Origin of the sequence: Nitrobacter sp. TKz-YC02 (assembly GCF_049852135.1) — a bacterium.
GTDB classification, from domain to species: Bacteria; Pseudomonadota; Alphaproteobacteria; order Rhizobiales; family Xanthobacteraceae; genus Nitrobacter; species Nitrobacter vulgaris.
This window is the reverse complement of the sequence record NZ_CP180728.1, coordinates 3,345,172-3,359,190: the sequence shown is the minus strand read 5'-3', so window position 1 is coordinate 3,359,190 and position 14,019 is coordinate 3,345,172. Positions and strand designations below refer to the sequence as shown.

Genomic DNA, 14,019 nt, shown 5'->3' with positions numbered 1-14,019 from the left:
CCCTGCGGGAAGGTTCCCGTCAAGCGGTTCATTGGATTCCAAGCCATTTGCGGGCGGCGCTCTCCGCCTTGGCGCGTTCTTCGGGCGTTGCCTGCGCCATCGCTTCGTCGAGCATCAGATCGCCCTTGCCGGCGGTCTTCGCCACGATGTGCCATTTCAGGCCTTCGATCTTGTTTGTTGGCACGCCCATGTCCGTGACGAGAACCCGGGCGAGGCGATTTTGAGCGATCGCGCTGTTTTGCCTGGCGGCTTTGCGCAGCAGCGATACCGCGGCGGCCTCGTTTTTCTCGGTGCCGCTGCCGTTGAACAGCGCGATCGCATACTCGACTTCGGCATCGACGTTGCCGGCGAGCGAGGCCGCCTGCAACAGCCGCACTGACTTGTAGAGATTCTTTTCGAGGCCGTTGCCCTCCTTGTAGAAGGTCGCCAGCGCATATTGCGCCTCTGGGGTGCCGGCGTCGGCTGCGGATCGCAGCAGTTCGGCGGCGCGCTTGAAGTCCTGCGGTAGCGTTTGCCCGTCCATGTAGAGAAGGGCCAGGTTGTAGGCGGCCTTGGGCTGGCCTAGCTTGGCGGACGAAGCTAGCCATTTCACGGCGCTCGCCCTGTCGGGCGGTCCGCCGCGTCCGCTGATCCGAAGCATCGCGAGTGCGAACATTGCTTCGCGATCCCCCAGATCGGCCGCACGCTGGTGCCACTCGATTGCCTTGCCGTAGTCGCGCTTGACCCCGAGCCCATTGGCATAGAGCTCGCCGAGCATGGTCATGGCGGCGGGAGCCTTGTTTTCCTCTGCCTGTTTCGACGCGAGATCAAACGCTGTCTTGTAGAGACCGCGCTGATAAGCGCCGTAGACCAGATCCGCATTCGGGTCGTCAGGGGCTTGCGCGCTCGCCTTGTTGTCCGGCTCTAGCTTGGCGGGTGGCGTTGGCGGGACCGACTTGATGGTCTTCGTCTTCACGTTCTTGCTGGCGGATGGCGGGCCGGCCGCCGGCGCTGACTGGAGCTGCGCCAGGGCGCTTTCCCCGAGCATGAGAACGCTGGCGACGATGGCAACAGGACGCAGGAAGGTCATCCGGCGCCCCTGTTAGGATGGTCCACACGTTGCGCGTTTCCTTGCGATCCGTAACCTTGGCAGATTGCGGTTGCGATATCCGCGAGCGCCGGCGCCGCGCCGCGGGGGTCGTTCCAGACGATGTCGTCGATCAGCACGAAATCCGCACCCGATGCGGCGAAAACCTGTGCTTCATTGAGGTTCGCGGCGTGGGCGACGCAGGGCGGCTCGAACAGTTCGGCCCACCATGCCAGCCGATCAGCAATCGCTTCCGCGGACGGTCGATCGCCGGTCTTATCCGGCTCGCCGAACAGCACGTAGTCGGCGCCGGTCTCGCCAGCGACCATGGCGTCATGGCGTGTCGACAGGCCGCCAACGCCGACGATGCGGTCGGGTTTCAGTGGCGGCATTGCCTCCTGCAGCGCCTCGATACCGGTGAGATGTGCGCCGTCGGCGCCGGACCGTGCGACAAGATCGGCGTGACCATCGAGCAAAAGCGCAGCGCCGCTATTCTGGATCAACGGCGCGAGAATCTTGATGCGCGACATCATTGTGCGTGGATCGGAGGGCGCGAGCCGCATCAGCACTGCGGCGACATCCGCGGACGCCAGCGCATCGGCCAGTGGCGTCATGATCCTTGCCGGATCGTCGACCTCCGGCGTCGCCAGATAAAGACGCGGCGCGGGCCGGAGGGGGGCTGATTTCGCGAGCATCGGAGGGCCTCGGGTAGCCGGACAGGTGAAAGTGAGGGGCTCAATGTCAGGAGTTTTCGTCGAATTTAGCGTGAGCAGCAGGGGAAAGTTTTAGGGCGCAGCACCTTCTCCGCGCCCGTGATCCAGGCATCGACCCTCAAAAACAGTTGCGGCGTCGTATCGCAAGGGCAAATCATGGACAGGCGGTTGGGAGGCAATCCCTCACGCAGCTTTCTCCTCGAGGTCGGCTCTCCACTCTCCTTTGCTTGCGAGCGAATTCATCCGTGCCCGGTGAATGAGCGCCCGTTGCCCGGCTGCGACGTTCTCGGACTTGCCGGACCACGCCTTCTGCGGCGCCGCCTGTAACGCGCGGCCGTAGGAGAAGGTGAGCCTCCACGGCAGGTTGTCTATCCGATTCATGGCATCGAGATGGGCTGTGGCCTCCTCGTCGGACTGTCCGCCGGACAGGAACGCGATACCGGGGACGGCGGCCGGCACGCAGGCCTTCAGCATGCGCACCGTCCTTTCCGCGACCTCTTCGACCGATGCATTTTTCCCGCTCTTTTTGCCCGGGACCGCCATATTTGGCTTCAAAATCATACCTTCCAGCGCGACGCGCTGCTTGCGCAATTCCTGGAACGTCACGTTGAGTACGCGCGTCGTGACCTCAAAGCAGCGATCGATGTCGTGATCGCCGTCCATCAACACTTCCGGTTCGACGATAGGTACGATTTGGGCAGCCTGGCACAGCGCGGCGTAGCGCCCCAGGGCATGAGCGTTGACGCCGATCGCCGTCATGCTCGGGACGCCGCCCGCGGCGTTGATGTCGATCACCGCGCGCCATTTCGCGAAGCGTGCGCCCTGGGCGTAGTATTTTTTCAGCCGCTCCGCGAGCCGGTCCAGCCCGACCGTCACGAGTTCGCCGGGGCAAGCGGGCAGGGGTTGCGTTCCTTCGTCGACCTTGATGCCGGGAATGGCACCGGCCTGCTCGATCAACTTGATCAGCGGCGTGCCGTCCTTCGCGTCCTGCCAGATTGTCTCGTCATAAAGGATGACGCCGGAGATGCATTTCGTCATGGCGTCAGTGGCGCGGAACATCATCTCGCGATAGTCGCGCCGGCTTTCCTCGGTGGATGTCACGCCGATGGCATTGAACCGTTTGGTGATGGTGGGAGACGATTCGTCGGCGGCGAGAATGCCCTTGCCCGGCGCGACCATGGCCTGCGCCACTTTGTTGAGATCAGCGAGATTCATCAGCGGCTCCTCCTGCATACCTCATCCGACTTCCGATAAGGTCGGAACTTGAGGATCATGCAGGCATGAGAGTTGCGGTTTTCTGACACCGCAACTCATTTTGCCGCGAGGAGCAGCGTCATTTTGCCCTTAGCACCTCAACGCCGGGCAGCGGCTTGCCTTCCATCCACTCCAGGAACGCGCCGCCGGCCGTTGAAACATAGGTGAAGTCACCGGCTACGCCAGCCTGGTTCAACGCCGCGACCGTATCGCCGCCCCCGGCCACCGACACCAGCTTTCCAGTCTTGGTGCGGGCTGCCGCGTGTTTTGCCGCGACGACGGTGCCGTGATCGAAAGGGGTCAGCTCGAACGCGCCGAGCGGGCCGTTCCAGACCAGCGTTGCGGCGTCGTCGATGGCCGAATGAACGCGCTCCACCGACTGCGGTCCAACATCGAGAATCATCCCCTCCGCAGGAATAGCGTCGAGCCCGTAGGCTTGGGACGGCGCGTTGGCGGCGAAATGGAATGCCACGGTCGCATCCACCGGCAGGATGATGGCGCAGTTGGCGGCTTCGGCCTTTTCCATAATGCGAAGCGCGGTCGCCGCGAGATCTTTTTCCGCCAGCGATTTGCCGACGTTGATGCCCTGCGCGTGCAGGAAGGTGTTGGCCATGCCGCCGCCGATCACCAGCGCATCGACCTTGCTGACGAGGTTTTCCAGGAGGTCGATTTTGGTCGAGACCTTTGCGCCGCCGATCACGGCGATGACGGGTTTGGTCGGTGCTTCGAGCGCTTTGTTGAGCGCTTCAAGCTCGGCCTGCATGGTGCGTCCGGCATAACCCGGCAGCTTGTGGCCGAGACCTTCGGTCGAGACGTGGGCGCGATGCGCGGCTGAGAAGGCGTCGTTGACCCAGATATCGCCGAGCTTGGCGAGTTCGGCGACGAACTCCGGATCGTTCTTTTCCTCTTCCTTGTGGAAGCGGGTATTTTCCAGGCACAGGATGTCGCCATCCTTCATCGCGGTGATCGCCTGTTGTGCCGGTTCGCCGACGCAGTCGTCGGCGAACGCGACCGGTTTGCCGAGCACTTTGGCAAGTTCCGCCGCGACCGGCCGCAACGAGTTTTTGGGATCTGGACCCTTGGGCCGGCCGAAGTGCGCCAGCAGGATCGCTTTGCCGCCCTTGTCCGCGATTTCCGTGATCGTCGGCGCCACCCGCTCCAACCGCGTGGTGTCGGTAACGCGCCCCTGCTCCATGGGGACGTTGAGGTCGACGCGTAGCAGGACGCGCTTTCCTCTAACGTCAACGTCGTCGAGGGTGCGGAAGGAATTTGTCATTGTCTGGATGTCCCGAACACGGTGCTGCGTCAACGGTACGCCGCGAACCGGGACCGCCACGCAGGAAAAGTTGCGGTATTGAACGGTGCCGGTTCCGCATCGCGGCGCTTGCGCCGCGATGCGCCCGGACACGTGGTCTCAGATTAGCTTCGCCATTGCTACGGCGGTGTCGGTCATGCGGTTGGAGAAGCCCCATTCGTTGTCGTACCACGACAACACGCGCACCAGCGTGCCGTTCTGCACTTTGGTCTGGTCGATGTGGAGCGTCGAGGAGTGCGAATCGTGGTTGAAGTCGCTTGAGACATTGGGCTGGTCCGTGGTGCCGAGGATGCCCTTCAACTCCTGTGATGAAGCCCGCTTCATCGCCTCGTTGATTTCGTTGGTGGTGGTCTCCTTCTTGGCGATCACCTTGAGATCGACCACCGAAACGTTCGGCGTCGGTACGCGGATCGCAACGCCGTCAAGCTTGCCCTTGAGTTCTGGCAATACAAGACCGATCGCCCTCGCGGCGCCGGTTGATGTCGGAACCATCGAGAGAGCCGCGGCGCGGCCGCGATAGAGATCCTTGTGCATGGTATCGAGCGTCGGCTGGTCGCCGGTGTAGGCGTGGATCGTGGTCATGAACCCGGTTTCGATACCGACCAGATCGTTGAGAACCTTCGCCACCGGAGCGAGACAGTTGGTGGTGCAGGAACCGTTCGAAACGACCAGATGGTCCTTCGTCAGCTTGTCGTGGTTGACGCCGTAGACCACGGTCATGTCGGCGCCTTCGGCCGGAGCCGATACCAGCACGCGCTTGGCGCCGGCAGTGAGATGTGCGGAGGCTTTTTCTTTTGCGGTGAAGAGGCCTGTGCACTCCATCGCGATGTCGATGCCGAGTTCCTTCCAGGGCAGTTTCGATGGATCACGCTCGGCGATCACCTTGATCTTTTTCTTGCCGATCACGATGCTGTCGCCTTCGACCTTCACCTCGAAAGGGAAGCGGCCGTGCACCGAGTCGAAGCGCAACAGGTGCGCGTTGGTTTCCACCGGGCCGAGATCGTTGATGGCGACGATCTCGATCTCGTCGCGGCCGGCCTCGTAAACCGCGCGCAAAACATTGCGGCCAATGCGGCCAAACCCGTTGATTGCGACCCGGACTGCCATATCTTCATTCTCCTTCAAATGGGTGACGTTCCCTGCGCGCAACCACACTTTGCGCGCGCAGCGTCAACGCCTTTTCGCCCGGTTCTGCCAGGCCGTGACCATTGGTAATGTCTAGCGGTCCGATTTTAACATTCGAATGCCCATTTCAGCGAGCATCTTTCCGAATGTTGAAATCACGGGGACCGCCAGCAAATGTAAGTTGCCAGCGGAATTTTGGATTCTCCATTCGCATCCAGGGCCCCTGATTGGCCGAGCAGCGAATGCCAAATCCATTTCCACGGTTTTTAGCTAGCGCCTTTTTGATATTGAGGCAATCTCAACCTCAGCCAAGGCGCGTTTCCACTGCCTTGACCACGGCTTCGGCGGTAATGCCGAAATGCTTGTAGAGGTCCTTGGCAGGAGCGCTGTGACCGAAACTGTGCATGCCGACGAAAAGCCCGTCCGCCCCGATTACAGCGTCCCACCCGAAGCGCACAGCCGCTTCCACGGCAATCTTGACAGGCGCCTTGCCAATAATGGCTTGCCGGCGATCCTCGGGCTGCTCGAGCAATAGCTCCAGCGAGGGCACCGAAACCACCCGCGACGCGATGCCGCGCTGGGACAGTTGCTGTTGTGCGGCGACGGCGATCTCAACTTCGGACCCGGTCGCGAAAATCGACACTTTCGCCTCGCCATTGGCCGCGACCAGCTCATAAGCACCGTGCGTGCAGCGATTGTCCGCATGCGCGGTCTTGCGCACCGGCGTGAGGTTCTGGCGGGACAGCGCCAGAACCGTCGGTCCCTTCGGCCGTTCCAGAGCGAGCTGCCAACACTCGGCGGTTTCGACCGCATCGGCGGGGCGGAACACGCGCATGTTCGGCATCGCGCGCAAGCTTGCCAGATGCTCGACCGGCTGATGGGTCGGGCCATCTTCGCCGAGCCCAATCGAGTCGTGGGTCATGATGTAGATTGTGGGTATATGCGCCAGCGCTGAAACACGCATCGCCGGGCGAGCATAGTCGGTGAAGCACATGAAGGTGCCGCCGGCCGGCGCGTATCCGCCATGCAGTGCGATGCCGTTCATGGCCGCGGCCATGCCGAGCTCGCGGATGCCGTAGTGGATGTAGCGGCCATCGTAGTGGCCAGGCTGCACTTCTTTTAGACCCTTGGTGCGGGTGTTGTTGGACGGCGTGAGATCGGCGGAGCCGAGCAGCAATTCCGGCACCGCCGGAACCAGCACCTCGAGCGCCAATTCGCTGGCTTTGCGGGTGGCGACCGTCGGCGGCTCGGCGACCAGTTTGTCCTTGAGCTTGCGAATCACTTCGTCGAGATTTTGAGACGGCTTGCGGTCAATGACGCGGCGCTTGAATTCGCCTCGCTCCGCCTCTGGCCGGGCTGCGAACCGCGCGCGCCACTCCTTGTTGTGCCGCTTGCCCTTGCGTCCAGCGCTTCGCCAGACCTTGAGGACATCGTCGGGAATTTCGAAGGGGCCGTAATCCCAGTCGAGGGCTTTCTTCGCGCCTGCGAGTTCTTCCGCGCCGAGCGCTTCGCCGTGCGCCTTGGACGTGCCGGCCCTGGTGGGGGCGCCGAAACCGATAATGGTCTTGCAGGCGATCAGCGACGGTTTATCGGATTTTTGCGCCCGGCGGATTGCGGCGGCGATCGCTTTCTGATCGTGGCCGTCGATCCGTTTTGCGTCCCAGCCGCACGCCTTGAAACGCGCCACCTGATCGACGTCGTCGGCCAGCGAGATCGGGCCGTCAATGGTGATGCCGTTATCATCGTAAAGGAAAATCAGCTTGTTGAGCTTGAGGTGACCAGCCAGCGCGATCGCCTCATGGCTGATGCCTTCCATCAGATCGCCGTCGGAGCACAGCACATAGGTGTAGTGGTCGACCACTTCACTGCTGAACTCCGCGGCCAGCAGGCGCTCCGCCAGCGCAAAGCCGACCGAGGTGGCGACGCCCTGGCCGAGTGGGCCGGTGGTGGTTTCGACGCCGTCGGTGATGAAGTTCTCGGGATGGCCCGGCGTCTTGGAGTTGAGCTGCCGGAAATTCTTGAGCTGATCGAGCGTCATGTCCTTGTTGCCCGTCAGGTACAACAACGCGTAAAGCAGCATCGAACCGTGGCCGGCGGAGAGGATGAAGCGGTCGCGGTCCGGCCAGTGCGGATCGGCGGCGTCGTATTTCAGGAACTTGGTGAACAGCACCGTGGCGACGTCGGCCATGCCCATTGGCAGGCCGGGATGGCCCGATTTTGCTTTTTCTACACCATCCATCGCGAGCGCGCGGATTGCATTTGCCATACGGGAGGAATCGACGGTCGGCATGGGAGATATCCGATCCTGATAGGGAGGAGGGCTGACGGTTTGCATGGGAATCCGATGGTGTCCAAGGGGGTAAAAACTAGCTTGCCGGGGGCATAGCACCTGCGTCGGCGGAGTCCAAGGGGCGGGAGGCCCTCCTTAGGGCGAGAATGTTTTGCGGTGCATAGTTTTGCAGCGGCGTTGCGTTGGCCTCGTCCACCACGTAAATTTCGGTCTCTAAGGGCTTGCCGAGCCGCACCTTTGTAGTCTGGCCGGCAGTTGGCCCAAAGGCGCGCAGGACGAACATGAACGACCAACCGGCCAATCGTTCCGGCAGTGCTGAACCGGCTAATAGTGGCGGAACCGATATCGACGCTGCAACTCGGCGACTGACGGCCGCGCTTGATGCGCTGGAGAGAGCGGTGGAGCGACGGCGCGATGCCGACCGCAATGAGGACGAGCTAGCGAGCCGTATTCAGGCTTTGGGTGCGGATCGTTCGCGCCTTGCGGATGAGCTCGACGGATCGCTGGTGCGCACCCGCAAGCTCGAGCGCACCAATCGCGAGATCGCCGAAAAGCTCGACGCAGCGATCGGCACTATCAAGTCCATGCTCGAGGCGGCGGGAGAGAAGCCATGAGCCACGTCAACGTGACCATCAATAGCCGCCAGTACCGGATGGCCTGCGAGGATGGCCAGGAAGACCGGCTGCTGAAGCTTGCAGACGATCTGGAAAGCCGTATCGGCCAATTGCGCGGCAAGTTCGGCGAGATCGGCGACCAGCGGCTCGAGGTCATGGCAGCGCTGGTAACCTCCGACGAACTGCTGGATGCGCAACAGCGCATCCGGGCGCTGGAGGAAGAGCTCAAGGCTTTGCGCGATGTGCGCGCTGCGGCCGCCGAGCGCGCACGCGCTACGCAGACAGCGGTTGTCGCCGCGCTGAACATGGCGGCCCACCGCATCGAGAAGACCACGCAGATGTTAAACCGCACCGTCGGCGGCGGCATCGCCATCGGATAAGTATTCGAATGACAGGCTTTGATTGATCGCAATTATGAGATGCCTGCCCAATGGAACGCGCACGCACATATGCAGTGGGCGGAGCCTGAGTTATCCTGAATCTGGATCGGTTTGCGATATTAGAAGTGTCTTGCTTCAACACTGATCTGGTCGAGGGTGAGCGAGTTTTTAGATCTTTTACAGCAACCATGAAAGTTCGTGCCCGATAGCGTGTCGCACTGGCGCTCGCTGCTCATCGTAGATACATTCCGCAATGCGAGGCTGCATCGCGCGTCAGGAGCCACACATCCCCGGGGCCTTATCGATCCTTAAGGGAACTGTCCCTGGCCGGGTTCGTGGACCCGGACATATGGTGCCCACCTACTTTCGTAGGGAACTCCGGGATCGAGCGCTCCAACGGCGATTGCGGCTTCGCACTTTAACCCTTTGCGCTATTCGATTGTTATGCCCGCCATGGTAGTCGCAGACTGTGTAAACTTGTCTGCATTGCCGGGTCTCTAGTTTCATGTCGCTCGCTTTGAACTGTTACTGGATTGATGATGACGATGAGCGACTCTGCTTCTGACGGGATCAGAAGCTAGGTGCCGTGATTTTTGGTTTGACGCTTTCGTCGAACGAACCGGTCCTCCCTTTGCTTGAAAAAGCGCTATAAACATTTTGCATGTCGATTTCCTCTGACGCTCCACCCAAGGACGAATTGCGCGCCGCCGCGCTGGCTCGTCGCGATGCGTTGGACCCGGAGCAGCGCGCCGGTGCGGCGGTCGCGATTGCGGCACGGATGCCGCCGCTCGATATAAACTCATCAACAGTCGTCGCCGGCTACGCGCCGATCCGCAGCGAGATTGATCCCGTGCCGCTGATGCAAAGCCTCACCAGGCAGGGCGCGGCGCTTGCGATGCCGGCGATCGCACGGCCTGACGCCGCGCTGGCGTTCCGCGCGTGGAAGCAAGGGGAGGCGCTGGTGCCCGGTGCGTTCGGGATTTCCGAGCCGTCCGCCACTGCGGCCGAGGCCGTCCCGGATATCGTGCTGGTTCCGCTCGTCGCGTTCGACCGCGCCGGCCATCGTATCGGCTACGGCGCCGGCTATTACGACCGCACGCTTGAGGCTCTGCGGCGACATAAGACCATTGTCGCGATCGGTCTTGCTTTTACGGTGCAGGAGATACCGCACGTGCCGGCACTGCCCCACGACGTCCGGCTCGATTATGTGCTAACCGAAACCGATCTGTTCGATTTCCGGAGTTTATAAGGTTGCGGATTCTTTTTATCGGCGACGTCGTCGGCAAGACCGGGCGCGCCGCGGTCAACGAACACCTGCCGGTGGTTATTGCCGCATGGAAGCTCGATCTTGTCGTCGTCAACGGCGAGAATGCGGCTGGCGGTTTCGGTATCACGGAAACGATCTACCAGGAATTTCTCGACGCCGGTGCCGACGCTGTCACCCTCGGCAATCACGCATGGAATCAGAAAGAGGCGCTGGTGTTCATCGAGCGGGCGCCGCGGCTCATTCGTCCGCTGAATTTCCCGCGTCATACGCCAGGACGCGGCGCCATGCTGATCGACACCAAGGATGGCCGCCGCGCGCTCGTCATCAACGCCATGGCGCGCATCTTCATGGAGCCGTTCAACGATCCCTTCCGTGCTATCGATCGTGAGTTAGATGCCTGTCCGCTGCGCGAGGCGGCGGACGCGATCGTCGTCGATTTCCACGGCGAGGCGACTAGCGAAAAGCAAAGCATGGGCTTCTTCTGCGACGGTCGTGTCAGCCTCGTGGTGGGAACGCATACCCATGTGCCGACGGCGGATCATCGCATCCTTTCCGGCGGCACTGCCTATATGAGCGATGCCGGCATGACCGGCGATTATGACTCCGTGATCGGAATGCAGAGGGATGAGCCGCTGCGCCGCTTCACCACGGGCATTTCGAGCGCCCGGTTCGAGCCGGCCAATGGCGTCGCCACCTTGAGCGGCGTCGCGGTCGAGACCGACGACGCGACGGGGCTCGCGCTCCGAATCGCGCCGGTGCGGCTCGGTGGACGGCTCGAGCAGGCGGAGCCGTCGTTCTGGACGTAATCGCGCTTGAAGGATTTTGATTCGATATATGGCCGTGCCGCACATTGCCGAGCGGGTCTTTGATTCGGCGCGATCCCGTCTTATAACGCCGCGCCGCTTCCACCTTTGCCGAGAAGCCCGGTGCGCCGCCGTCGGCTGCCGGAATATTAGAGAGACCTGCCGATGGCCGGACATTCCCAATTCAAGAATATTATGCACCGCAAGGGCAGGCAGGATGCCCAAAAGTCGAAGCTGTTCAGCAAGCTGGCGCGCGAAATCACGGTGGCGGCCAAGCTGGGAGCGCCCGATCCGGCGATGAATGCGCGGCTGCGCGCTGCCATGATCGCGGCGCGGGCAGAAAATATGCCCAAGGACAACATCGAGCGCGCCATCAAGAAGGCCAGCGGCAACGACGCCGAGAGCTATGACGAACTGCGTTACGAAGGCTACGGTCCCGGCGGCGTCGCCGTCATCATGGAAGTGCTGACCGACAATCGCAACCGCGCCGCCTCCGACATCCGTTCGTATTTCACGAAGGCCGGCGGCAATCTTGGTGAAACCGGCTCGGTGTCGTTTATGTTCGACCGGCTTGGCGTCATTGAATACGACGCGGGCAAGGCTTCGGCCGACGACATGCTGGAAGCTGCCATTGAAGCCGGCGCCGACGACGTGGTGTCGGGCGAGGGCGGCCACGAAATCTATGCCTCGCAGGACACCTTCCGCGAGGCCGCCAAGGCGCTGGAAGCCAGGTTCGGCGAGGCGCGCAAGGTCGCCTTGATCTGGAAGCCGCAGAACACCGTTGCGGTCGATGACGATACCGGTGAGAAATTGCTCAAGCTGATCGACCTCCTGAACGAGCACGACGACGTGCAGAACGTCTATGCCAATTTCGAGGTGTCGGACGCTCTGATGGCGAAGCTGGGGGGCTAGGACAGCAGCCGAAGGCAGCGGGACTCTGTAAAAAAGCCATTGCAGACCTTTCGGTTCACAAAGGGAGAACCGAAATTGAGCCGTTTCGGCTCTGGTCGGAGGAATAGGGAGTACAATGGCAAGGCTCATCGCACTGGCAGGTTTGCCCGGCGTCGGCAAATCAAGCATTGCGTGGCATCTGGCCCGGTGTTTCGGCTCGATCTGGTTACGAATCGACTCGATGGATCAAGCAATTTGGTCATCGGGCACGGCGCCGAGCGATCTTTTCGACTGGACCTATCGAGCAGCCCAAGCCGTTGCTGAGGACAATTTAGCGCTTGGGTTGGATGTCATCGCGGACTGTGTGAACGATTGCCAAGAGGTACGGGAAGGCTGGGAAACTACCGCCCAGCGTACCGGAGCCGAAGTTCGATGGCTTGAGGTGGTGTGCAGCGATCCTGTCGAGCACCGTCGGAGAATTGAGACGAGATCAAGCGACATCGTGGGACTGGCTTTGCCAGACTGGGATGCGGTTGTCGCCCGCGTCCACGATAAGTGGAATTGCGACCACCTTGTTATCGATACGGCACATCGCAGTCTCGAGATGTGCCGAGAAGAGGCGTTCAATCTCCTGCGCAAATCATAGCTGCTCTCTTTTTTCTTGACGCCGTCCGGCTGAAGGATCATGTCAGCCAAGCGGGATGCTTGCGGCCTCGGTCGCACGCCCATCACTGGAAACCACGACATTATGCCAAGCGACAGTCCAGGTACTTTGCCAGGTACCTCGCCGACAGCGGCGCCGGTCTGAGAGCTTGATGAGCTCGCCAGGCCTGCCGTTGCCGGCAGACCACGAAGGTGAGCTATGACGGATACCTACACCGCCACAACGGACGGCGACCTTGATGTGTACGCGCTGGCCTCGCGCCTGAGCGGCGGCCATGTCGCCGATAACGTCGAAATTCTCAACCAACTCGAACCGCAGGACGCCGCGGCGGTGCTGGTGCTTCTGCCGGTCGATACTTCGGTCGAGATTCTCGACAAGCCGGAATTATATCACGGGGCGGAGGTCATCGCCTCGCTACCCCGGCGCACCGCCATCATCCTGTTGACTGAAATGTCGGCGGACGTCGCCGCCGATATCGTCCAGCAGCTCGATGAGCCGGCGCGCAGCGAACTGATGCAGGGGCTCGACCGAAACACGCGGGCCACTATCGAAAATCTGCTCACCTACCCGGAAAACACCGCGGGCGCGATGATGACAACCGAATTCGTCAGCGTCACCGCGACCTGGACAGTGGAGCAGACTCTACAGCATATCCGCCAGGTCGAACGGACCCGCGAGACGGTCTATGCCATCTATGTACTGGACGCCTTCACGCGAAGGCTGGTGGGCGCGGTGTCGTTGCGGCGGCTGATCGCCGGTGAGCCTTCGGCCCAGATCGCCGATCTGGCGCGCCCCCCGATCACCACCTCCCCGCTAACGGATCGCGAAGAGGTCGCGCGGCTGATCTCGCGGCACGACATGCTGGCGGTGCCTGTCGTGGACAAGGCCGGGCATGTCCTCGGCATCGTCACGGTCGACGACATCATCGACGCCATCATCGAAGAAAACACCGAGGACGCCCAGAAATTCGGCGGCATGGCGGCGACTGACGAGCCGTATCTGCAGGTTGGGCTGCCGGGTATGATCCGCAAGCGCGGCGGTTGGCTCTGCGTGCTGTTTATCGGCGAGCTATTGACCGCGAGCGCCATGCAGCACTTCGAGGGCGAACTGGAAAAGGCCATCGTGCTGACGCTGTTCATCCCGCTGATCATGAGTTCGGGCGGCAACTCCGGCTCGCAGGCGACCTCGCTCCTGATCCGCGCGCTGGCGCTGCGCGAGGTCAAGCTCGGCGACTGGTGGCGCGTGGCCTTGCGCGAACTGCCGACGGGATTGATCCTCGGCGCCATGCTGGGCGTCATCGGACTGGTCCGCGTGGTGGCCTGGCAGAAGCTCGGCATTTACGACTATGGCGAGCACTGGATGCTGATCGGGCTGACCGTCGCGGCCGCGCTGATCGGCGTCGTTGTTTTCGGCTCAGTGTCCGGATCGATGCTCCCGTTCATGCTGCAACGCGCCGGCTTCGATCCCGCGAGCGCTTCGGCGCCGCTGGTGGCAACGCTGGTCGATGTCACCGGGCTGATGATCTACTTCAGCGTGGCGGTGCTGATCCTGAGTGGGACGCTGCTGTAGAACCTTTCCTCTCCACTTCGCTCGAAACCACCATAGTAGCGGGGCGCTACGCCTTCGCTGAGGGCGCA

General features: G+C 61.9%; 13 protein-coding genes and 1 other RNA gene. 8 read left to right on the top strand and 6 right to left on the bottom strand.

Annotated features, from left to right (window positions below):
• Nucleotides 1-28: 28 nt before the first annotated feature.
• From ACM561_RS16165 to tkt, 6 genes are all read right to left on the bottom strand, one after another.
• Entirely contained in the window at nucleotides 29-1,069 is a 1,041-nt protein-coding gene (locus ACM561_RS16165) for a tetratricopeptide repeat protein (protein WP_425906366.1), read from the bottom strand.
• The gene (locus ACM561_RS16160) at nucleotides 1,066-1,761 is read right to left on the bottom strand and encodes a thiamine phosphate synthase (protein ID WP_425906364.1); all 696 of its coding nucleotides are present in this window, start codon (nucleotides 1,759-1,761) and stop codon (nucleotides 1,066-1,068) included. Before ACM561_RS16160 ends, ACM561_RS16165 begins: the two co-directional genes overlap by 4 nt.
• Before the next feature lie 201 nt (nucleotides 1,762-1,962).
• Nucleotides 1,963-2,994 carry a class I fructose-bisphosphate aldolase gene (locus ACM561_RS16155; RefSeq protein WP_425906362.1) on the bottom strand — a complete coding sequence of 344 codons (1,032 nt, stop codon included), beginning with the start codon at nucleotides 2,992-2,994 and terminating at the stop codon, nucleotides 1,963-1,965.
• Between the two features lie 118 nt (nucleotides 2,995-3,112).
• Entirely contained in the window at nucleotides 3,113-4,309 is a 1,197-nt protein-coding gene (locus ACM561_RS16150; RefSeq protein WP_425906360.1) for a phosphoglycerate kinase, read from the bottom strand.
• Nucleotides 4,310-4,447: 138 nt separating this feature from the next.
• On the bottom strand, nucleotides 4,448-5,455 hold the full coding sequence (gene gap / locus ACM561_RS16145) for a type I glyceraldehyde-3-phosphate dehydrogenase (protein ID WP_425906358.1): 1,008 nt from the start codon (nucleotides 5,453-5,455) through the stop codon (nucleotides 4,448-4,450).
• A 322-nt stretch (nucleotides 5,456-5,777) separates the two neighbouring features.
• The gene (gene tkt, locus ACM561_RS16140; RefSeq protein ID WP_425906356.1) at nucleotides 5,778-7,763 is read right to left on the bottom strand and encodes a transketolase; all 1,986 of its coding nucleotides are present in this window, start codon (nucleotides 7,761-7,763) and stop codon (nucleotides 5,778-5,780) included.
• 281 nt (nucleotides 7,764-8,044) lie between these two features.
• Between tkt and ACM561_RS16135 the strand changes: the two genes are divergently transcribed.
• The 8 genes from ACM561_RS16135 to mgtE all read left to right on the top strand — a co-directional run bounded on the left by ACM561_RS16135 (nucleotide 8,045) and on the right by mgtE (nucleotide 13,951).
• Nucleotides 8,045-8,377: a DUF4164 domain-containing protein gene (locus ACM561_RS16135; protein ID WP_425906354.1), complete on the top strand. Its 333-nt coding sequence runs from the start codon at nucleotides 8,045-8,047 to the stop codon at nucleotides 8,375-8,377.
• Nucleotides 8,374-8,757, top strand: a complete 384-nt coding sequence (locus ACM561_RS16130) for a cell division protein ZapA (protein ID WP_425906352.1) — start codon at nucleotides 8,374-8,376, stop codon at nucleotides 8,755-8,757. Before ACM561_RS16135 ends, ACM561_RS16130 begins: the two co-directional genes overlap by 4 nt.
• A gap of 255 nt (nucleotides 8,758-9,012) precedes the next feature.
• Nucleotides 9,013-9,173, top strand: a non-coding RNA gene (gene ssrS / locus ACM561_RS16125) — 6S RNA.
• A 245-nt stretch (nucleotides 9,174-9,418) separates the two neighbouring features.
• Nucleotides 9,419-10,006 (top strand): 5-formyltetrahydrofolate cyclo-ligase, encoded by a 588-nt coding sequence (locus ACM561_RS16120; RefSeq protein WP_425906350.1) that lies wholly within the window; start codon nucleotides 9,419-9,421, stop codon nucleotides 10,004-10,006.
• Between the two features lie 2 nt (nucleotides 10,007-10,008).
• Nucleotides 10,009-10,830, top strand: a complete 822-nt coding sequence (locus ACM561_RS16115; protein ID WP_425906348.1) for a TIGR00282 family metallophosphoesterase — start codon at nucleotides 10,009-10,011, stop codon at nucleotides 10,828-10,830.
• Between the two features lie 162 nt (nucleotides 10,831-10,992).
• The gene (locus ACM561_RS16110) at nucleotides 10,993-11,739 is read left to right on the top strand and encodes a YebC/PmpR family DNA-binding transcriptional regulator (protein ID WP_079448007.1); all 747 of its coding nucleotides are present in this window, start codon (nucleotides 10,993-10,995) and stop codon (nucleotides 11,737-11,739) included.
• A 115-nt stretch (nucleotides 11,740-11,854) separates the two neighbouring features.
• Complete coding sequence (locus tag ACM561_RS16105) at nucleotides 11,855-12,364, top strand: AAA family ATPase (RefSeq protein ID WP_425906346.1); 510 nt, start codon at nucleotides 11,855-11,857, stop codon at nucleotides 12,362-12,364.
• A gap of 216 nt (nucleotides 12,365-12,580) precedes the next feature.
• A complete protein-coding gene (gene mgtE, locus ACM561_RS16100; RefSeq protein ID WP_425906345.1) occupies nucleotides 12,581-13,951 on the top strand; it encodes a magnesium transporter in 1,371 nt (456 codons plus the stop codon).
• The last annotated feature ends 68 nt before the right edge of the window (nucleotides 13,952-14,019 follow it).